The sequence below is a fragment of the Thalassospira indica genome (assembly GCF_003403095.1).
GTDB classification, from domain to species: Bacteria; Pseudomonadota; Alphaproteobacteria; order Rhodospirillales; family Thalassospiraceae; genus Thalassospira; species Thalassospira indica.
On the sequence record NZ_CP031555.1, the window covers coordinates 3,958,786 to 3,979,855 of the forward strand.

20 protein-coding genes are annotated in these 21,070 nt (G+C 55.9%); 11 read left to right on the plus strand and 9 right to left on the minus strand.

Annotated elements, in window-relative coordinates; translation table 11 throughout:
* Positions 1–5: 5 nt before the first annotated feature.
* From DY252_RS18555 to DY252_RS18605, 11 genes are all read left to right on the plus strand, one after another.
* Positions 6–1,289 (plus strand): TRAP transporter large permease, encoded by a 1,284-nt coding sequence (locus DY252_RS18555; protein ID WP_064789015.1) that lies wholly within the window; start codon positions 6–8, stop codon positions 1,287–1,289.
* Between the two features lie 104 nt (positions 1,290–1,393).
* Positions 1,394–2,197 (plus strand): maleate cis-trans isomerase family protein, encoded by an 804-nt coding sequence (locus tag DY252_RS18560; protein WP_064789016.1) that lies wholly within the window; start codon positions 1,394–1,396, stop codon positions 2,195–2,197.
* Complete coding sequence (eutB, locus tag DY252_RS18565) at positions 2,194–3,183, plus strand: hydroxyectoine utilization dehydratase EutB (RefSeq protein WP_064789017.1); 990 nt, start codon at positions 2,194–2,196, stop codon at positions 3,181–3,183. Before DY252_RS18560 ends, eutB begins: the two co-directional genes overlap by 4 nt.
* A gap of 6 nt (positions 3,184–3,189) precedes the next feature.
* Complete coding sequence (gene eutC / locus DY252_RS18570; protein ID WP_064789018.1) at positions 3,190–4,182, plus strand: ectoine utilization protein EutC; 993 nt, start codon at positions 3,190–3,192, stop codon at positions 4,180–4,182.
* Between the two features lie 48 nt (positions 4,183–4,230).
* Positions 4,231–5,412 (plus strand): ectoine hydrolase DoeA, encoded by a 1,182-nt coding sequence (gene doeA, locus DY252_RS18575; protein WP_008890035.1) that lies wholly within the window; start codon positions 4,231–4,233, stop codon positions 5,410–5,412.
* A gap of 121 nt (positions 5,413–5,533) precedes the next feature.
* Positions 5,534–6,532: a N(2)-acetyl-L-2,4-diaminobutanoate deacetylase DoeB gene (doeB, locus tag DY252_RS18580; protein ID WP_008890034.1), complete on the plus strand. Its 999-nt coding sequence runs from the start codon at positions 5,534–5,536 to the stop codon at positions 6,530–6,532.
* Between the two features lie 2 nt (positions 6,533–6,534).
* The gene (locus DY252_RS18585; RefSeq protein ID WP_064789019.1) at positions 6,535–7,026 is read left to right on the plus strand and encodes an Lrp/AsnC family transcriptional regulator; all 492 of its coding nucleotides are present in this window, start codon (positions 6,535–6,537) and stop codon (positions 7,024–7,026) included.
* A 206-nt stretch (positions 7,027–7,232) separates the two neighbouring features.
* On the plus strand, positions 7,233–8,639 hold the full coding sequence (locus DY252_RS18590) for an arylsulfotransferase family protein (protein ID WP_064789020.1): 1,407 nt from the start codon (positions 7,233–7,235) through the stop codon (positions 8,637–8,639).
* A complete protein-coding gene (locus DY252_RS18595) occupies positions 8,636–8,941 on the plus strand; it encodes a hypothetical protein (RefSeq protein ID WP_064789021.1) in 306 nt (101 codons plus the stop codon). The genes DY252_RS18590 and DY252_RS18595 overlap by 4 nt, the downstream gene beginning before the upstream one ends.
* Before the next feature lie 52 nt (positions 8,942–8,993).
* Positions 8,994–9,734, plus strand: coding sequence for a hypothetical protein (locus DY252_RS18600; RefSeq protein WP_064789022.1), 741 nt, complete (start codon positions 8,994–8,996; stop codon positions 9,732–9,734).
* Positions 9,731–10,870 carry a sulfotransferase family protein gene (locus tag DY252_RS18605; RefSeq protein WP_064789023.1) on the plus strand — a complete coding sequence of 380 codons (1,140 nt, stop codon included), beginning with the start codon at positions 9,731–9,733 and terminating at the stop codon, positions 10,868–10,870. The genes DY252_RS18600 and DY252_RS18605 overlap by 4 nt, the downstream gene beginning before the upstream one ends.
* A gap of 111 nt (positions 10,871–10,981) precedes the next feature.
* On the opposite strand, the gene DY252_RS18610 is transcribed toward DY252_RS18605, so the two are convergent.
* From DY252_RS18610 to DY252_RS18650, 9 genes are all read right to left on the minus strand, one after another.
* Positions 10,982–11,167 carry a hypothetical protein gene (locus DY252_RS18610; protein ID WP_064782480.1) on the minus strand — a complete coding sequence of 62 codons (186 nt, stop codon included), beginning with the start codon at positions 11,165–11,167 and terminating at the stop codon, positions 10,982–10,984.
* Positions 11,167–12,519 carry an amidase gene (locus DY252_RS18615; RefSeq protein WP_064789024.1) on the minus strand — a complete coding sequence of 451 codons (1,353 nt, stop codon included), beginning with the start codon at positions 12,517–12,519 and terminating at the stop codon, positions 11,167–11,169. The genes DY252_RS18610 and DY252_RS18615 overlap by 1 nt, the downstream gene beginning before the upstream one ends.
* 12 nt (positions 12,520–12,531) lie before the next feature.
* Entirely contained in the window at positions 12,532–13,953 is a 1,422-nt protein-coding gene (locus tag DY252_RS18620) for a TRAP transporter large permease (protein WP_064789025.1), read from the minus strand.
* A gap of 55 nt (positions 13,954–14,008) precedes the next feature.
* A complete protein-coding gene (locus tag DY252_RS18625; protein ID WP_064789026.1) occupies positions 14,009–14,581 on the minus strand; it encodes a TRAP transporter small permease subunit in 573 nt (190 codons plus the stop codon).
* Positions 14,582–14,679: 98 nt separating this feature from the next.
* On the minus strand, positions 14,680–15,837 hold the full coding sequence (locus DY252_RS18630) for a TRAP transporter substrate-binding protein (protein ID WP_129542772.1): 1,158 nt from the start codon (positions 15,835–15,837) through the stop codon (positions 14,680–14,682).
* A 471-nt stretch (positions 15,838–16,308) separates the two neighbouring features.
* The gene (locus DY252_RS18635) at positions 16,309–17,274 is read right to left on the minus strand and encodes a 2-hydroxyacid dehydrogenase (protein WP_064789027.1); all 966 of its coding nucleotides are present in this window, start codon (positions 17,272–17,274) and stop codon (positions 16,309–16,311) included.
* Between the two features lie 417 nt (positions 17,275–17,691).
* Entirely contained in the window at positions 17,692–18,855 is a 1,164-nt protein-coding gene (locus DY252_RS18640) for a Gfo/Idh/MocA family protein (protein ID WP_064789028.1), read from the minus strand.
* A 44-nt stretch (positions 18,856–18,899) separates the two neighbouring features.
* Positions 18,900–19,955, minus strand: a complete 1,056-nt coding sequence (locus DY252_RS18645; protein ID WP_064789029.1) for a sugar phosphate isomerase/epimerase family protein — start codon at positions 19,953–19,955, stop codon at positions 18,900–18,902.
* Between the two features lie 102 nt (positions 19,956–20,057).
* Positions 20,058–21,014: an ABC transporter substrate-binding protein gene (locus DY252_RS18650; RefSeq protein WP_064789079.1), complete on the minus strand. Its 957-nt coding sequence runs from the start codon at positions 21,012–21,014 to the stop codon at positions 20,058–20,060.
* Positions 21,015–21,070: the final 56 nt, after the last annotated feature.

Sequence of the window (21,070 nt, forward strand, 5' to 3'; positions counted from 1 at the left end):
GAAAAATGGATTTAGGAACAACAATCCTTCTGGTGATGCTGGGGCTTCTGGTGCTGGGCTTCCCGATGATGGTGCCGCTGGCAACCGCCAGTGTGGTTGCCTTCATGTTTTACATGCCCATTCCCGAACGCATCCTCATTCAGCAGATGGTCACGGGCATCTCGCCGGTCGCCCTGATCGCGGTGCCGATGTTTATCTTTGCCGCCGATATCGTGACAAAGGGGCACACAGCCAACCGGCTGATTGACCTTGCCATGACCTTTGTCGGCCATGTGCGCGGCGGCCTTGCGGTTACCACCGCCCTTGGTTGCACCATGTTTGGCGCGGTATCGGGCTCGACCCAGGCGACTGTTGTGGCCATGGGTGGTCCGCTGCGCCCCAAGATGCTCAAGGCGGGCTACGAAGACAAATTCGCCATGGCATTGATCATCAATGCCAGTGACATCGCGTTTCTGATCCCGCCATCAATCGGCATGATCGTCTTTGGCGTGGTGGGCAAAGTCTCGATCGGGGAACTGTTCCTGGCCGGTATCGGCCCGGGTATTCTGATCCTGATCATGTTCTCGGCCTACTGCATGTATTACGCCAAAAAGAACAACATCCCGACCATCCCGCGCATGACCTGGGCCGAACGCGGTCAGGCCGTGATCAATGCCGGTCCGGCCATCATGTTCCCGGTTCTGATCGTCGGTGGCATCTATCTGGGGTGGGTCAGCCCGACCGAGGTTGCGGCCGTTGCCGTGGTCTATGCCATCATTCTTGAAGTTCTGATTTTCAAGTCGGTCAAATGGTCGGAACTTTTGGCAATTGCCCGTTCTACCGGTCTGATCACAGCCGTCGTGTTCATTCTGGTCGGTGCCGGCACGACATTCTCGTTCGTGATTTCCTTTGCCCAGATCCCGCAGCACGTGATTGGCGCGCTGGGTCTTGAAGGGGCCAATCCCTACATCATTCTGGCCGCAATCTGCATTGCCTTCTTCATTGGCTGCATGTTCGTTGACCCGATTGTTGTCATTCTGGTCCTGACGCCGATCTTCATGCCGCTTGTCAATGCGGCGGGGCTCGACCCGGTTCTTGTCGGCACGCTGGTGACGCTTCAGGTTGCCATTGGCTCTGCCACGCCCCCATTCGGGTGTGACATCTTTACAGCCATCGCAATCTTCAGGCGACCCTATGCCGAGGTGATCAGTGGAACACCGCCCTTCATCATCATGCTGCTGCTTGCGGCCGTGATCTTGATCTTTGTTCCGCAGATCGCGCTGTTCCTGCCAGAGCTTGCCTTCCGCTGATCAAGTTCTGGCCCGTAAATTCCGGCTGCGACCGGAAGCATATTTGAAAATTTGAAACTGGGTCGTCCTGATTAAATCGGGACGACCCGCTTCTGGAGTTCAGGATGATTTCCGTATCCCGTGCGGTTACGCCAGAGCCGGCAGACGTGTCCTATTCCCCTGATCCGGTCGGACCGGCAGGGCGGATTGGCCTGATCACGCTGGCAACAGATTTCAACAGCGAGGATGACCTGCGCGCCATCCTGCCAGGCGACGTGCGCCTGTTCACCACGCGCATTGAAAACGCCAACCCGGTCACGGTCGCAAACCTGCAATCGATGGCAGCCGACCTGCCACGCGCAGCCAAAACGCTGTTGCCGGGTTATGGCGTTGATGTTGCCATTTTCGGCTGCACATCGGGCACTGCTGTCACCGGTTCTGACAAAATCGCAGCCCTGATCAATCAAGGCATGCCGGGTACCAAGGTCACCAATCCGCTTTTGGCCAGCGAATTGGCGCTGCGTGCGGTTGGCGCACAAAAAATTGCCATCCTGACCCCGTATCTTGCCGATGTGACCCAATCAGTTGCCGATGGTTTTCATCAGCGCGGGTTTGATGTGACCCGCGTGATGGGCTTCGGTCTTGATAACGATTTTGACATGACCGCCCTGCCGCCCAAGGCCCTGCTGGAAGCGGCCCTTAAGGTCGACACGCCGGATGCCGATGCGGTGTTTATTTCCTGCACCGCGATCCGCTCGGCCGAAATCATCTCTGATGCCGAACGTAAGCTCAAAAAGCCCGTCATCACCAGCAATCAGGCGCTGATTTGGCATGCCTTGAACCTGATTGACTACACAAAGCCGATCACAGGGTTCGGCACCCTGTTTGATCAGGCCCCGAAACAAACCAACGAAGATGAGGCCCCATGAAAGACCCCATCACATTTGCTGATGTTCTTTCTGCCCGCAAAACCATTGCGGGTCATGTGATCCACACACCGCTCCGCCCGTCTGCCGCCCTGTCTGACCGTATGGGAAGCCCGGTCTGGCTGAAATGCGAACAACAACAATATACCGGCAGCTTCAAGCTGCGCGGTGCCGCCAACGCGGTGCTGCGCCTCCGTGACGAGGAAAAGGCCAAGGGTGTCGTTGGCGTATCAACAGGCAACTATGGCCGTGCACTGGCCTTTGCCGCGCGCAATGCCGGGGTGAAATCGATCATTTGCATGTCCGAACTGGTGCCGCAAAACAAGGTTGATGGCATCCGGGCACTCGGTGCCGAAGTCCACATCATCGGCCAGTCACAGGACGAAGCCCAACACGAAGTCGACCGGCTGGTCGAACAGGATGGCATGATCATGTTGCCGCCCTTTGACCATGCTGATGTCATTGCCGGCCAAGGCACCCTTGGCCTTGAAATCGTCGAAGCCCTTCCCGACGTGGATACCTTGCTGGTCCCGCTGTCCGGCGGCGGGTTGCTGGCCGGTGTGGCGCTGGTCGCCAAATCGGTCAATCCGATGATCCGGGTTGTTGGCATTACCATGGAACGTGGCTGTGCGATGATCACAAGCCTTCAGGAAGGCAAACCGACATCGGTCAAGGAATTGCCGACACTGGCCGACAGCCTGGGCGGCGGCATTGGTGAAAACAACCAGTACACGTTTGATATGTGCGGCGATCTGACCGACGATTTCGTTCTGGTCAACGAAGCCCAGATCGCCGACGGCATCCGGGCGGCCTACCATGATGACCAACAGGTCGTCGAAGGTGCCGGTGCCGTGGGCATTGCCGCCCTGCGTGCCGGTCTGGTCGACAATCCCGGCCGCACGGTCGTGCTGACGACGGGGTGCAATATCGACATGGACCTGCACAAACGCATTGTTGGCGGCGAAGACGTCGACCTGATGGCGGAGTAACAAACCATGCCGACAATCAGAATCCTCATCGAAACCGACCTGCGCAAGGTCATTGATCTCGATATGGATGCCATCAACTGTGTCGAAGGCGCGTTCAAGGCGCTTGCGACACAGGATGTCCGCATGCCGCCGATCCTGCGTCTGGATATTGACGAGTTTAATGGCGAGGTCGATGTCAAAACCGCCTATGTGCCGGGCATCGAAAGCTTTGCCATCAAAATCAGCCCGGGCTTCTTTGACAATCCCAAACTCGGCCTGCCATCGGTCAACGGATTGATGAACCTGTTTTCATCCAAAACCGGCCTGCTTGAGGCCGTCTTGCTTGATAACGGCTACCTGACCGATGTGCGCACCGCCGCCGCAGGTGGTGTGGCGGCCAAACATCTGGCCCGCGAAGACGCCAAACATGCCGCCATCTTTGGCGCCGGCGTGCAGGCCCAGTTGCAGCTGAAGGCACTCACACTGGTGCGCGATATCACCTCGGCGACGATCTGGGCACGCGACATCGCCAAGGCCGAGGCGTGCGCGAAAAAGGCATCGCTTGACCTGGGCATTCCGGTTACCGCGACGACCGATGGCAAGGACGCCGCAAGCACGGCGGATATCATCGTCACCACGACGCCTGCGCGCGAACCGGTTCTGATGGCCGATTGGGTCAAGCCCGGAACGCATGTGACCGCGATGGGGTCCGATGCCGAACACAAAAACGAAATTGATCCTGCCCTGATCGGGCAGGCCGACCTTTATGTCAGCGACAGTCAGGCACAGACACGCATCCTTGGCGAACTGCATCACGCCATTGATGCCGGTGTGGTGTCCTCTGACGCGACATTCCCCGAACTCGGCCAAATCATTGCCCAATCCTTGACCGGCAGGACAAGTGCGGGTCAGACTACCATCTGTGATTTGACCGGAACCGGTGTGCAAGACACCGCTATCGCCACTCTCGCCCGTCACCGCTGTGATGCAGCCGGTACAGGGGTCGAGATTACTTCTTAACAACAAAGGGAAACAGGGTCTGGACCCACCTTTATCTGGAGGCCTGCGATGAGCCAGGTAGAATTGAATTTCACGCGTGAGGAATATGCCGAGCGCCTGGAGAAAACCAAAAAAGCCATGGTGGAAAAGGGGCTCGATCTTTTGATCGTGACCGATCCGTCGAATATGGCCTGGCTGACCGGCTATGACGGCTGGTCGTTCTATGTCCATCAATGCGTACTGGTTCCAATCGAAGACGACCCGATCTGGTTCGGGCGTTCGCAGGATGCCAACGGGGCAAAACGCACGGTCTATATGCCGCATGACCGCATCATTCCCTATGCGGATTACTATGTGCAATCGACCACCCATCACCCGATGGACTACCTTGCCGAGGTGATTGAATATCGCGGCTGGGCATCGCGCCGTATCGGTGTGGAAATGGACAACTACTATTTCTCCGCCAAGGCTTTCCTGCAACTCCAGACCCATCTGCCAAACGCCAAGTTTTCCGATGCCACGGCCCTTGTAAACTGGCAGCGCGCGGTCAAATCCGAGACCGAGATTTTCTATATGCGGCAAGCCGCCCGCATTGTTGAAAACATGCATGAACGCATTTTCGAAATCGTCGAACCGGGCATGAAAAAGAACGAACTGGTTGCGGAAATCTTCCGTACCGGGATCGCCGGTGTTGACGGCATTGGTGGCGACTATCCGGCGATTGTGCCGCTTCTGCCATCGGGCCCGGATGCTGGTGCACCGCATCTGACCTGGGATGAAAAACCCGTTCCGGGCAATGCCGGCACCTTCTTTGAAATTGCCGGCTGTTACCGCCGCTATCATGCGCCGCTGTCGCGCACGATTTTCCTTGGCGAACCCGATCAACGTTTCCTTGATGCCGAAAGTGCCCTGATCGAAGGCCTTCAGGCCGGGCTTGAAGCCGCCAAACCGGGCAATGTCTGCGAAGATATCGCCATTGCCTTCTTTGGGGTCTTGCAGAAATTCGGCATCGAAAAAGACAGCCGCTGTGGCTATCCGATCGGGCTTTCCTATCCGCCGGACTGGGGCGAACGCACCATGAGCCTGCGCCCCGGTGACCGCACGGTTCTTGAACCGGGCATGACCTTCCACTTCATGCCGGGCCTATGGTTCGATGACTGGGGGATCGAGATCACCGAAAGCATGATGATCACCGAAACCGGGTCGAAAACCCTGACCAGCTATCCACGACAGCTGTTTGTCAAAAACTGACCCTGAAAAACCGTTCCGCACGCCATGACCTCGCGACATTTGCGCGGGTCATGGTGTGCGTTACCTGACGCCACAGCCTGACGACGACGGTCGCGAAGTCAGGCTTTTTAAGGATACGACCATGACAAAACCATCGCCCATCAGCCCGACGATCCCGCTTGATCAGGATGGCATTCACCACGGCTTTTTAAAGCTTCCCTATTCGCGTGATGATTCCGCGTGGGGTGCCGTGATGATCCCGATCACCGTGGTCCGCAATGGCAATGGCCCCACCGCCCTTCTGACCGGCGGCAACCATGGCGACGAATATGAAGGCCTGGTGTCCCTGTTTAAACTGGCAGAATCCCTGTCCGCAGGTGAAATCACCGGTCGTGTGATCATTCTGCCCGCCATGAACTATCCGGCATTTCGCAGTGCATCTCGGACATCCCCGATTGATGCGGGCAACATGAACCGTTCCTTCCCGGGCAAACCCGATGGCACGGTGACCCAAAAGATCGCCGATTATATTTTCCGCTATCTCGTGCCCGAGGCCGATATCGTTCTTGATATCCATTCCGGCGGCAAGACGCTTGATTTCATCCCGTTCGCAGCCGCCCACGTCCTGCCCGACAAGGAACAGGAAGCACGCTGCGTTGCCGCCATGAAGGCATTCGGCGCGCCCTATTCGATGATGATGCTCGAACTTGATGCGGTTGGCATGTTTGACACCGTGGTCGAGGAAGCTGGCAAAACCTTTGTCACCACCGAACTGGGTGGCGGCGGTTCAACCACGGCCGAACGTGTCGCAATTGCCGATCGCGGTGTGCGCAACATCCTTATTCATGCCGGTATCCTCAAAGGTGAAATTGAACCCAGCCCGACCGGTACGACCATGCTTGATATGCCCGATGACCGTTGCTTTGTCGCATCCGAGGCATCCGGCCTGTATGAGCCGTGCGTTGATCTGGGCGACATGGTCAAGGAAGGCGATCTGATCGCGCGTATTTATGATGTTGAACGCACAGGCACCCCGCCGCGCGAATATTATGCCCCGCGCGAAGGTATCGTTTCGTGCCGCCATTTCCAGGGCCTGATCAAAACGGGTGACTGTTTGATTGTGATTGCCGAGGTGCTCTGACCATGGTCCGGCTTGATGAGCTCGATCTGAAAATCCTCAAAACCCTGCAACGCGAAGGGCGCATCACCAAGGTCAAACTGGCCGAGGCGGTGAACCTTTCGCCAAGCCCGTGCTGGGAACGGCTCAAACGCCTCGAAGACCTTGGCGTTATTTCGGGGTATCACGCCCATATCAATCTGGAAAAGCTGGTCAAACCGACACTGGTCCTGACCGAAGTCACCCTGCGTCATCACCAGCATGACGACTTCCAGATTTTCGAACGCGCCGTGCAAGACATCCCCGAAATCGTCGAATGCTATGCGCTTGGCGGCGGGGTGGATTACATGCTCAAGGTGCTGTGTCATGACGTTGATGCCTATCAACGTCTGATCGACCGGCTTTTGGTGTCCAATATCGGGATCGATCGCTATTTCACCTATATCGTCACCAAAAAGGTCAAAACCACCGCAATCACCCCGATTGAAAATCTGGTAGAGCCCCCCGAACGCAAATAAAACCGGACCAGTGGGCAGGATCATTTTCCTGCCCCGTCTGCATCCGCACCCCCCAAAAAACGGTATGATTGTTCATATTAACAATTAACGTTTAAGGCGAATTCGCGGCTAATTGCAGACCAGTTCGCCGCAATTACCGATAAAATCGCCGTAAATTTGCCCGCACGCCTGCGTAACCTTTCTGTCAAAATACACGGAGGTTATGCGTGCCTGATACTCGTCAATACGAAGAGTCCAACACCACCAATACCGGTGATCGCCTGTTTCTCACAGCTTCTGTGATCGGAATTGCCGCGATCAGCTTTGGGCTTGGCGCGTTTGTGGTACTGGCGGAAGTCCCGCCGTACCAGTCTCTGAAAAATGCCTGGCGTGCCGGAACAGCACTTTGGGAACAACGTACCAAATATACCGATGTCGAACGGCTTGATTTCTGGTCACCGGCGCGCACCGATCAAACCGGTGTCACCATCCACGACCAGGACAAGGCACAGAATGGCCTGACACTGTATTCATCGGGCGACGGTCCCCATGCGGTTCTGATCGATATGGATGGCAACATCGTCCATGAATGGCGGATGCCGTTCAGTGCCATTCACGATGAAACATCGCCGATCCCCAATCCGCAAAAAGATGAATTCATGCATTGGCATACGGCCAAGATGGCGCCGGATGGCAATCTGATTGTCCAGTATACCGCGGCGGGCGATACGCCTTATGGCTATGGCATGGCCAAGATTGATCGCAATTCAAAACCGATCTGGAAATATCTTGGCACCGCGCATCATGATTTTTCCATCGCCGATGATGGCCGTGTCTATGCGCTGACACAGGAATTCCGGTTCAACACCTATCCCAATCGCAAACAACTCAGGCCGCCGCGCCTTGATGATTTTGCCGTGATCCTGTCGCCCGATGGCAAGGAGATCAAACGCGTCTCGATCCTTGATGCGCTGATCAATTCCAACTATGCCAACATGGTTGATTTTGCCCCCTATTTCGCCAACGAGGACATCCTTCATACCAACACGATCCAGTTGATCGACGATAAAACCGCCGCCAACTTTGCCTATGGCAAGGCGGGTGACGTCGTTCTGTCCTTCCGCGATCTTGGCATCATTGCCGTGCTCGACATGGATGCGGAAAAAATCACCTGGGCCACCCGTGGGCCGTGGTTGGGCCAACATGACCCGGATGTTCTGCCCAATGGCGAAATCCTGTTGTTCGATAACCAGGGACAGTTTGCTGATCCCGATGCCGGGTTCTCGCGCATTCTGCAAATCGATCCACGGACAAATGCCATCACCTGGCAATACAAGGGCAACGCCGATCAGAAGTTTGACAGCAACATTCGTGCTGATCAGCAACGTCTGGCCAATGGCAATACATTGATTACGGAATCAAGTGGCGGCCGTCTGCTGGAAGTCACCGACAGCGGCGAAATCGTTTGGGAATTCCACAACCCGATCCGCCGCGATGATCCGGACAACCCCGGCAAGAAACTCGTCCCCGTCGTCTCACAGGCCGAACGCATCAGCGATGCGCGTGCCGACCTGTTTCGCTCTACCGCCCCCGCCTCAAATACAGGCACCTCCAACGCAGGAGAAGCACAATGAAACCGCAAATGAACAGCTCGATAATGCCGGCATCTAAAGCCAACAAATCCCAGACATTTCTGACCATTGGCACTGTAACGCTTGCGGGCGCGATGATGCTGATTGCCTTTCCCGCCCACGCCTATGTCGGGCCAGGTGCTGGTCTTAGCCTGCTTTCCGCCTTGTGGGCGGTTTTGGCGGCAATCGTCGTTGCGGTCGGTTTTGTTTTGATGTGGCCGCTTCGCAAGATGATGCGCAAACGCAAGGCCAACCGTGCAGCTAAGCCTGCGACCGCCAACGCATCAGAACATCAAAATTCCTGATTGGGCAGGCAGATGAATTCAAACCGGACTTTTTGCCATGGGACTATTTGCCATGGGATTGTTTGATTGGCCCGCCCCGGCATTTGCCGCCCTTGATGACCTGATGGCCACGGCCATTGGTCCATTTGGCCGGGTGCTGATCTGGGCGTTGATCTGTGCTGGCGTTTCCATGGTTTTATATCGCCTGATCTCGCCGCAAACCCGCATCAAGCAGGTAAAGGCGGAAGTCAAAGCTGCCCAGCGCGCCATGTCCGATGACGACGGCGAGGATTTCGGGCAGGGCATGCAACTCGCCAAGGCGCAGCTTGCCAAATCCTTCAAACTGGTCGGCTTTGTCATTGGCCCCGCGGTTGTGGCATCCCTTCCCGCCCTTGCCCTGATTGTCTGGCTGGACGGGCAATACGGATATAGCTGCCCGCCGCCCGGCGAACCGGTTCAGATCGACGTAGAACCCAAGGATACCGAGATCGAACAGATCGGCGGCAATCCTGATGCGGTCACTGGTGCCTGCCCGATTGTCCAGATCCCCGGACATATCGAAGGACACAGCCATATCGTCGAGGCAGCAGCCCCCATTCCGGTCATGCATCATAAAGTCTGGTGGAACAGCCTGATCGGCAATCCGGCGGGTTATTTGCCCGATGACACCCCGGTCACACAGCTTCGCTTTGCCTTGCAAAGTCAGGAAATCCTCTCTGCTGGTCCGGACTGGGCCCGCGGGTGGGAGCTGACATTCTTCGTAAGCCTGTTGCTGGGGTCACTTGCCATCAAGCAAGGGTTTCGGATCGAATGACCAATGCGACCGCGAAACAGGCATCAAACAATACTGCGTTTCATGTCTCTGGCTGGGATCACTGGCTAAGCGGGCTGGTATCGCGCCACCCGCAACAGTGGATCCGGCTGGGCAATTTCGAAACCAGACTGGCCGCCGACGCCATTGAAGATATCAAGATCGAAAAGCCGATTTTTGTTGCCGGCCTCGCCCGATCGGGCAGCACCATTTTGCTCGAAACACTGGCCGGTCACGCGGATGCGGCAACCCACCGCTATCGCGATTACCCGCCTGTTTTCACGCCCTGGCTGTGGAACCGCTTTGTCGATCTGGCGCCGGGCAAGAAAAATGTTGCGGTCGAACGCACCCATGCAGACGGCATCAATGTCACCCCCGAAAGTCCCGAAGCCTTCGAGGAAATGATCTGGATGGCCTTCTTTAACAATCTGCATGAAATCGGCAAAAGCAACGTTCTCGATGGCCATATAAGCAACCCGGGTTTTGAACAGTTTTACCGCGATCACATTCGCAAACTGATCCATGTTCGGGGCGGCCAACGCTATGTGTCCAAGGCCAACTATCTGGTCACGCGGATGGAATATCTGCTGTCGATTTTCCCCGATGCCCGGTTTGTTTTACCGGTGCGCGATCCGGTCTGGCACATCGCATCCCTGATCAAGCAACATAAACTGTTCTGCGCGGGCGAAGCCGACAACCCACGCGCCATTGCCCATATGCAGCGCGTCGGGCATTACGAATTCGGGCTGGACCGCCGCCCGATCAATACCGGCGATCTGCACGAAACCTTCGCGATCATGAAGCTCTGGACCAATGGCGATGAGATTGAAGGCTGGGCGCGCTACTGGTCCAACCTGCATCATTATCTGGCCGACCGGATGATCGTGAACAAGGATCTGGCAAAGGCAACACTGGTCGTGCGCTACGAAGATCTGGTCGCCGATCCGGCCAAACAACTCGCATCCCTGTTTGACCATGTCGAACTGGATGATGCCGGGCCCCTGATTGATCGTGTCGCGCCGACCATTCATGCGCCAGACTATTACCGGCCGAAATTCGATGAGGGTGAAATTGCCCTGATCCGCGATATCACAAAGATCGCCGCCAAACGCTTTGGCTATGACGCGGTATCTGTCTGATACCGCCTGACCGGGCCTTCTTAAACGTCACCAAATAAAAAAGCGGGACAGGATCATCATCATCCTGTCCCGCAAGTTTGCTTGCATCTTCAGGGATTACTCCCCGTCAGATCAGTGTTTGTCTTCCTTGTGGCCCATGGCGACATGCCACATATCCCACCCGGCAAGCCCAACCGTCAGCGCTACGATCAACGCAAGGTCAAAGCGGGTGACATAGCCGACAAGAATGCCGACAAATCCGACAAGCACAGCAAAGGACAGAAGTGCCATGGCACGGTTCAAAAGACTGTTTTCCATTATGCGTTCTCCTGACGGGTAAGTTGTGATTTCAACCAGTTGGCGGTTCGCATCAACCGCGCGTCATCGCCCACCCGACCAACAAGCTGAACCCCCATCGGCATGCCGTTTTGCGACCATAAAAGCGGGATGGTCACGGCAGGCGTGCCGCAGAATGTCCAAAGCCCGTTAAAGATCGGGTTGCCGGTGGTCTGATGGTTGGCCGGCGCCGGGCCGGTGGCAGCAGGCGTAATGATCGCATCACAGCGATTGAACACTTCCTCCAAACCGGCATTCAGCACCTTGCGCCAGTCAAGGGCGGCAAGATAATCGCGCGCCTTGACGTCATTGCCCTTGTCAATTGCCTCAAGGATTTCGGGCGAAAGATGTTCACGCCCGCGCTTTTCATACGCGTAATAATCCTTGGCCATTTCGGCAAAGTTGATGCGCGCGCGCAGGGCATTGGCATCTTCAAACGCCTTGGGCAAAGGCGCCTCGAAACATTGATCGCCCAGCATTTCGGTAATTTCGCGAAACGCCTCGATGGTTTCTGCGTCCGCCACTTCGTCAAATTGCGGCGGCCGGACAAAGGCAAGCATCGGCGCAACCAAAGGATCACTTTTGGCAACATCAAAAAGTCGCGGCGTCGGGGATGGCTCGGTCGCCGGATCCCCCGCGTCATAGCCAAACAGGCTTTCGGCCACCATCGCCGCCCCGGTGATCGAATTGGCAAACACACCGATGGTATCAAGGGTCGGGCTTTGGCTGAGCACCCCGGTGCGCGCAATCGCGCCAAATGTCGGCTTAAACCCGACCACCCCGCAAAATGACGCCGGGCGAATGACCGAGCCACCGGTTTGCGTCCCCACCGCAAGCGGCACCATCGCTGCTGCCACGGCGGCGGCCGACCCGGCTGATGATCCACCGGGTGTATGATCCGGGTTATGCGGGTTGCGCGTTTTGGATGGATGCATGAAGGCAAGTTCGGTCGAAACCGTCTTGCCCATGATAATCGCACCTGCCGCCTTAAGGCGCGAAACCAGAACCGCGTCCTCTTCCGGCACCCGCCCCTTGTCAAGGACGGTGCCGTTCTCTGTCGGGATTTTGGCGGTATCGATCACGTCTTTCAGGCCGACCGGCAATCCGTGCAGCGGCCCAATCGGGGCCCCTGATTGCCGTCTGGCATCAAGGGCACGCGCCTGGGCAATCGCATGATCACTGTCAAGCCACGCCCATGCCTGAACCTGCGGTTCGACCTCGGCAATGCGCGCCAGGCAGGCCTCGACATATTCGACCGCGCGCACCGCCCCGCTGGCAAGGCGGTCGCGCAGTTCGACAACATCAAGTGTCAGTAGCGGGTTGATGTTACGCATAAGGCACTCCCATTATCGTGCGCCATAGAACAGGTCTGGCAAATGGAACACGATTTGCGGGAAGGTGTACATCAGAACCATGCTGACAATCACCATGAACAGGAACGGCATGATCCCCTTGAAGATATCGGTCAACAATATCCCGCTGGGTGCCACCCCCTTCAGGTAATAGGCCGACATCGCCATCGGCGGCGTCAGGAACGAAGTCTGAAGGTTCAGTGCCACCAGTATCCCAAAGAACAGCGGATCAATATCAAACAGCGGCAGAAGCGGCAGGAAGATCGGCACAAAGATAATGATGATCTCCGACCATTCCAGCGGCCAGCCCAGCAGGAAGATAATCAACTGTGCGAGCAACAGGAACTGAAGCGGTGTGAGGTCCAAGCCCCCGACAAACTCGGCAATCACATGCTCCCCACCGAGATAGGAAAACACCGACGAGAAGGTATAGGACCCGACAAACAGCCAGCACACCATCGCCGAGGTCCGCACCGTCAGATAAACAGACTCGCGCAACCGGTCAAAGGTCAGCGCCCGATAGGCCGCCGCCAGCAACATCCCGCCAAGTGCGCCAATCGATGCCGCCTCGGTCGGGGTCGCCAGACCAAACAGGATTGATCCCAGCACCGCCAAAATCAGGAAGGCCAACGGGAAGAACGAGGTCGCCAGCATCCAAAGAACTTTCGGCAACGGCACTTCGGGAATTTCATCACTGCTCGGACGCGGGGCCGCCTTGGGCTGCAACATCGCACGCCCCATAACATACAAAAGATACAGGCCAACAAGCGTCAGGCCCGGCAACAACGCCCCGGCATAAAGCCGCACAATCGAAACACCCGACGCAGCCGCATAAACAATCAGCATGATCGATGGCGGGATCAGAATGCCCAACGTCCCACCGGCACAAATGATACCCGACGCAAAGCTTTTGTCATACCGCGCCTTCAACATCGCCGGCAGCGCCAGCATCCCCATCAGGGTCACAACCGCGCCAACAATCCCGGTCGCGGTCGCAAACAGCGCACAGGTAATCAGGGCGGCCACACCCAGGGATCCCGGAATATTGCGCGCGGCAATGTTAAGGGTGCCAAACAGCCGGTTCACAATATTGGCCCGTTCAACGATATAGCCCATGAACAGGAACAACGGCACGGCGGTCAGAACTTCGTTCGACATCACCGTATATGTCTGGTTGATAAACAGATCGAATATTCGGTTGTTAAACGCCCCTTCAAACCAGGTTATGGCCGATGTCAGGGTATCGCTGTCTTCGGCCAGCCGGTTAAAGGCCCGCCACATGCGGCCGGCATCGAAATAGGCGTAATAGCCAAACCCGATCCCCAGCGCCATCAGGGTAAAGGCAACCGGGAAACCAAGAAATACCAGTATAATAAAGATGCCCAGCATCATCAGGGCGACATGTGCGTCAATCACGTTGGCTGCTCCGTTCGGGGGCGTGTATCGCGTATGGCAGGAAAACCGTCATTGATCAGTCTTCCTTCGCCACTTGCTGTTTCATCAGCAATTCTTCGGTTTCCTGAACGTCATCATCTGCATTGCGCCAGTACCCTTCACGGATACACAAAATGCAGCGCATCACCTGTGCGATGCCCTGGATGAACAAAAGAATACCGGCTGCGACAATCACCGCCTTGAATTGAAAGATCGGAACACCCGCCGGGCTGTTCACGCTGACTTCCCCATAACCCCATGAACGGGCGGCATATTTCCAGCCCGACAGGATCAGGGCGGTAACACCCGGGAAGAAGAAAAAGATATAAAGAACCAGGTCAACCCTGGCTTGGGTTCTGGGCTTCCACAAACGATAAATGAAATCGCCACGAACATGCCCGCCACGCGACAGGGTATAGGCCCCGCCCATCATGAACAGCGTGCCATACATGATGAACGATACATCAAGCGACCATGTGGTTGGCGCGTTAAAAAGGTATCGCGACGCGACCTCATAACTCATGCCCAGCGTCATGAGGATAATCAGCCAGCCAAAGGCCTTGCCAAACCAGGCCGAAAGCTTGTCCGCGAATTCAATAAATCCAATCATGAAATCCTGTCCGTTCGCGTATTGACTGCCCCGAAGGCTGTGATCAGGCCAACGGGGCAGTCAGGATCATCAAAACACTGAAAAACCCGAACCGGGGATCAGAGTTTCAGTTTGCCCGGGAAGTAGTGTTCATAAGCAAGCTGATAATCAGGCGAGTTCATCAGTTCGTAGTAGGTCACGCGCTCGACCCAGGCACGCTGGCTGTCGAGAACCCGTTTCATGAACGGATCTGCTTCAAGCGTCGGGATCAGTTTGTCCCAGGCATCAAGCTGTGCAGCCAGAATCTCTTTCGAGGTCCGGTGCACTTCAACACCCTCATCCTGCAATTTCTGCAGATCCGAGGAATAGTTGTCCATCGCAAGGGCCGTGTTCGAGGTCGATGCCGCCTCAACCGCGTGACGCAGGATCGCCTGAAGATCCGGCTCAAGGTCTTCCATCAGGGATCTGTTGAACAGGAACTCAAAGCTTTCCGAAGCCTGGTGGTACGAGGACAGGTAGTAGTTCTTCGCCACATCCTGTGCGCCAAAGCGCATGTCAGAGGACGGGTTGTTGAACTCGAACGCGTCAATCACGCCACGTTCCATCGCCGGCACAATCTCGCCACCCGGAAGCTGCGCGACCGACATGCCCATCGACTGCAGAAGGTCTGCTGCCAGACCCACCGTGCGATATTTAAAGCCTTCAATATCGGCAACGGTGTTGACCTGCCCCTTGAACCAGCCAAACGGCTGGGCTGGCATCGGGAAGCCAAGCAAACCAACGATATCAAGTCCCATCACGTCCTGAATAAGTTCGCGATAAAACTCTTCACCGCCACCGGCATAGAACCAGCTCAGCATGGTGGTTGCAGAACCACCAAACACCGGACCGGTGCCAAACAGCGATGCAGCCTTGTTTTTGCCATACCAGTAAACCGGCACGGAATGGGCGATATCGATTACGCCGTCATTGACACCATCCAGAACCTGGAAGGCCGCAACAACAGCCCCTGCCGGCAGAAGGTCGATTTTAAGACGACCACCCGACATGGCTTCAACACGATCAACATACTGCTGGGCAAACGTCATCCAGATGTCGGACGACGGCCAGGACGTCTGCATTTTCAGAACCATCGGTGCAGGCTGTGCGTGAACAGCGGGGGCCGCAAACATGCCGGTTGCCGCAGCACCACCTGCAACCACCCCGGTCGCCCCTTTGGTCAGGAACGAACGACGGGATAGTTCCTTGGACTTCACGTCTTCAGATTTGGTCTTCATTTCCATTTTTCCTCCCAGATATACCGTTGTTTGCCGTCCACCATTGGCGGGAAACACTCGGTAACTGTCAGCCTTCAAAAGCCCCTGATCTTGATATCCAAGATCCTTTTTGATGCGCTTGGTCCGTTTCGGGACCGCAAAAACGGCACGCATTTTGTTATTGTTAGGGTCAGGACCTATTAATTTGGTTCGAATGGTCGCTCAGATTTATGCGGATACGCGAAGCAAAACCGCAGGAAGATATTTATCTTTCAAGGTTTTGCGACAAAGTAGGCCGTGTAAATCTGAGTGATCCGAAGGACAGAGCTTATATTTGCAAACTCCTGCGTCAAATTCCTTAAGCGGGATACCAACCCGCTTGGCGGTCTTTTCCTTGGATTTCACAAATATAAGCTCTGCCATTCTAATCAAATTAATAGGTCCTGACCCTAAAGACTTCAACAAACTGGACGCAGACGGTCTTCCCGCCTTCTACGCCACCCGGTCGCCGGGTTCTTTCCCCTGAAAATAGGCATCAAGGTTATCAAGTGCGCGAAACCCCATGGCATCACGCGTTTCTTCGGTAGCAGACCCTATATGTGGTAACAGAAAGACGTTATTCAACGCGCTAATCCGTTGATTTCCACCGGGTTCGTTGCAATACACATCAAGGCCTGCTGCAAACAGCTTTCCGCTTTGAAGGGCGGCCACAAGTGCATCCTCATCGACCAGATTGCCGCGCGCTGTATTCACAAGGATCGCGCGGTCAGGAAGCATCGCAATTGTCTTGCTGTTGATGATGCCTTTTGTTTCTGGTGTTGACGGGCAATGCAGTGACAGCACGTCAGAATGGGCAAACAGGTCTTCGACCGTCTCGTGGAAAATCGCACCCTTGGCCAGAGGGTCGGGCAGTGGCTTGCGGTTGTGGTAATGGACTTCCATGCCAAATCCGCGTGCCCGTTCGGCCGCGACCTGACCAACCCGGCCCATGCCCAGAACACCAAACCGCTTGCCAGTCACCTGACGCCCGACCATGAAGGCCGGCGACCAGAAATCCCACTTGCCGGCCCGCACCATCGCATCGCCCTCGGCCCCGCGACGTGCCGCACCCAGCATGCACAGCATGGCAATCTCGGCGGTGGCATCCGACAGCACATCGGGCGTGTTGGTCACGACAATCCCGGCATCCTTGGCCGCAGCCAGATCAACGTGATCCACCCCGACCGAATGATTGGCAATGATCTTGAGGCTTTTGGGCAATTCGGCAATGACATCAGCCGAAAAATGCTCGGAATGGCACGGCAGGACAGCATCGACCTGCTGGCACTTTTCAATGAGCTCTTCACGCGTGAAAACGCGGTCTTCGCCATTGGTCAGAACCTGATAGTCCCGCGAGGCGCGTGCCTGAACGGCATCCCGCAATCGTCGCGTTATCAAAAGCTTTGGCTTCTCGGGCATGCGGACGCTCCCGGTGATTTCCCTGAAAGTAATATTATTTTTTATGACCCTAGGAAACACCTATACGGAAAATCCATCAATAGGCGATCAACCGAGCAGCAAGTCTTTTTCACTTCGTGGAAAACCACAGACTGCGCGACCCCCCCAAAATTCACGCCTTCGGATATTCAAGCCTTTGATTTTAATAAACTAAACTTCTGTACAGCGGATTATTTCTGATGCCAGCCCATAAGCAACCGGCGTCAAGCAACTCACATCGCTCGTTTCATCGGCCCCAAAGCATCCGACAGAACAAAAAAGAGCCGCAACCAATAAGGCTGCGGCTCAATGCCGACGGAGCGCCGGTCGGGAAGAACACGTTTCAATGGTGCATTCGCCCACACGGAAATCCCCAGATTTCCCGATTGCGCGAAATGATCACATCTTGACCCAAACGGCCCCGTCCCGGCCGGAACGCACGACGGCTTCGACAAACTTCATGCCTTCAAGACCTTCCTTGACGCCGGGCACCAACATGGCGGCGGCATCGGCCTTTCCATTGGTCAGATGCGCAACCAACTGATCGGCAAAATCGGTATAAAGGTTTGAAAAACCTTCAAGATACCCTTCCGGATGCCCCGGCGGCACGCGTACACCATGAAGACCTTCGGCCCCGATGCTAGCCCCGCCGCGGGTCAGCAATTCCGGACGTCCGTCAAGCGGGCGGAAATGCATATGGTTTGGATGTTCCTGCGCCCATTCAAGGCCGCCCTTGTCGCCATAGATCCGCAGGCGAAGGCCGTTTTCATGACCAATCGCCACCTGGCTTGCCCACAGCATGCCGCGCGCACCATTTTCATAGCGCATCAGGATCTGCACATTGTCATCAAGCTTGCGGCCCTCAACGATGGCATCAACATCGGCACAAATTTCACTCGGCGTCATGCCGGATACAAAGTTCGCAAGGTTATGCGCATGGGTGCCAATATCGCCAAGCGCGCCACCCATCCCGGCCTTTGCCGGATCGGCACGCCAGTTGGCCTGCTTGTTATCGGTATCCTCGACCTTGGTTGCCATCCAGCCTTGCGGATATTCGACCTGCACCAGCCGGATATTGCCAAGCTTGCCATCCGCCACCATCTGGCGCGCCTCGCGCACCATCGGATAGGCGGTGTAGTTATGAGTTAAGGCAAACAGAAGTCCGGTTTCCTTGACCTTGGCCGCGATCTTTTCGGCCTCATCGACGGTCATGCAAAGCGGCTTGTCGCAAATCACATGAATACCGGCATCCAGCATCGCCATCGCGGCCGGGAAATGCAGGTGGTTGGGTGTGACAATCGCACAGACATCAATGCCGTCTTCACGCGCAGCTTCCTGTTTGGCCATGTCTTCAAAACTGGCATAGCTGCGATCACGATCGATAAACAGCCCTGCCGCCGAGGCCGCCGCGACATCGGGCTTGGATGAAAGCGCACCTGCCACCAGTTCATAACGATCATCCAGTCGTGCCGCGATGCGATGAACGGCCCCGATGAAGGCCCCCTGCCCGCCGCCAACCATGCCCAGGCGCAAACGACGGCCAAGCGATGTTTGTTTGCTCATATCTGCCTCCAAAGTCGAAATGGACAAGATTGCCCGTGATGCTGCTAGTCGATGCCAAGGATGCGGCGATTGGCCGCCTCGTCCGTGCCACCATCGGCAAAGTCATCGAAGGCTTTCTCTGTCACACGAATGATGTGGTTTTTAATGAATTCGGCCCCTTCACGGGCACCGTCTTCGGGATGTTTGAGCGCACATTCCCATTCAAGAACAGCCCAGCCATCAAAATCAATCGCCGCAAGTTTCGAAAAAATCGCCCCGAAATCAACCTGCCCGTCGCCAAGCGACCGGAACCGGCCCGCACGATTAACCCAGCTTTGATAACCGGAATAGACACCCTGTCGGCCGGTTGGATTGAACTCCGCATCCTTGACGTGGAACATGCGGATACGGTCCGCATAAATATCAATGAAATCAAGGTAATCAAGCTGCTGAAGCACGAAGTGGCTTGGATCATACAGGATGTTGGCGCGCGGATGATTTTTCACCCGTTCCAGAAACATCTCGAACGTCGCCCCGTCAAACAGGTCCTCGCCCGGATGGATTTCATAGCAAACATCAACCCCCGCCGCGTCGGCGGCATTCAGGATCGGCGTCCAGCGTTTGGCAAGTTCGTCAAACGCGGTTTCAATCAATCCGGCCGGGCGTTGCGGCCAGGGATAAACAAACGGCCAGGCCAGTGCACCGGAAAATGTCGCATGCGCCGCAATACCCATGTGGCCTGATGCCTTGACCGCCGCCTTGACCTGATTGACGGCCCATTCCTGGCGCGCCTTTGGATTGCCGCGCACTTCCGGCACGGCAAAACCGTCAAACATCTCGTCATAGGCGGGATGAACCGCCACAAGCTGCCCTTGAAGATGGGTTGAAAGTTCGGTCAACTCAACACCATGCTGGCGGAGTATTCCAATCACTTCATCGCAGTAACCCTTGCTTTCGGCGGCCTTTTCAACGTCAAACAGGCGCTTGTCCCAGCTTGGGATCTGAACACCCTTGTATCCGAGTGACGCCGCCCAGCGACCAATCGAATCAAGACTGTCGAACGGGGCTTCATCGCCGGCGAATTGCGCCAGAAAGATCGCCGGTCCCTTAAGCGTTTTCATCTCAGACCTCTTTAACTGCGTTCTGGTGGATTTCTGTGAAAAGTTGGCTGCGTCGGGCGGTCATGCGCCCGACGCAATCATGCGTGTCCCAACCAAACGTTTTTAGAACGGGCTGTCCGGGAAATAGAAGTTCTCGGCATTTTCCTGGGTCACAAGGGTCGCGCCCAGAATGTAACGCCCCTCGACCGGTGCGTTCGAGGTGAACTTCATAACCGTCACGTCCATCGCGGTTGCGATCATTGCCGGCGGATACAGAACATCAATCGGGGTCAGTTCATCACCATCCATCACCCGCTTGATGATGTCTTTCATGCCCGCACCACCAACGATGAACATCTCGTCGGTACGATCCGCCTGTTTGACCGCCTCGATCACGCCAAGGGCAATGTCGTCATCCTGTGCCCAGACCGCATCGATTTCCGGGAAGCGCGACAGGAAGTCCTGCATCACTTCATAGCCATCATCACGGTTCCAGTTGGCATGTTTCATATCAAGGATTTCGATGTTTGATCCTTCAAGTTCCTCGACAAACGCATCCACGCGTTCGGTATCGATCGTGGTCGGAATGCCGCGCAGAACAACGATCTTGCCTTCGTCATTGAGACGTTCACGAATGTACTCGCCCGAAACACGGCCAAGTTCCGGGTTGTTGCCCGCAACATAAACGTCTTCAATCCCCGGAAGCGAAAGACCACGGTCAACCACGGTGACAAACTTGCCCGCCTGTTTGACCTGCTGGACCGGCACGGTCAGCGGATCAGACTCAAACGGCAAGACGACCAACGCGTCAATATTCTGAACCGACACCAGATCTTCAAGATCGTTGGCCTGTTCGGTTGCACCATTCGCGCTGACCACAATGACATCGATATTGGGATAGGTTGCCTCAATCCGCTTTTCGGCCTGTTCGGCATGCCAGTTCAGGCCACCTGCCCAACCATGGGTCGCTGCCGGGATCGAAACCCCGATCTTGATCTTTTCCTGTGCGATTGCACCGGTTGATGCCAAACCAAGGCCCAGAACACAGGCGGCCCCCAGATATTTTGTAAACGTTTTCATCAACGTTTCCTCCTGATCAAAAAAATGATGCGTTTTCACATTCTTCCCGGACGTTG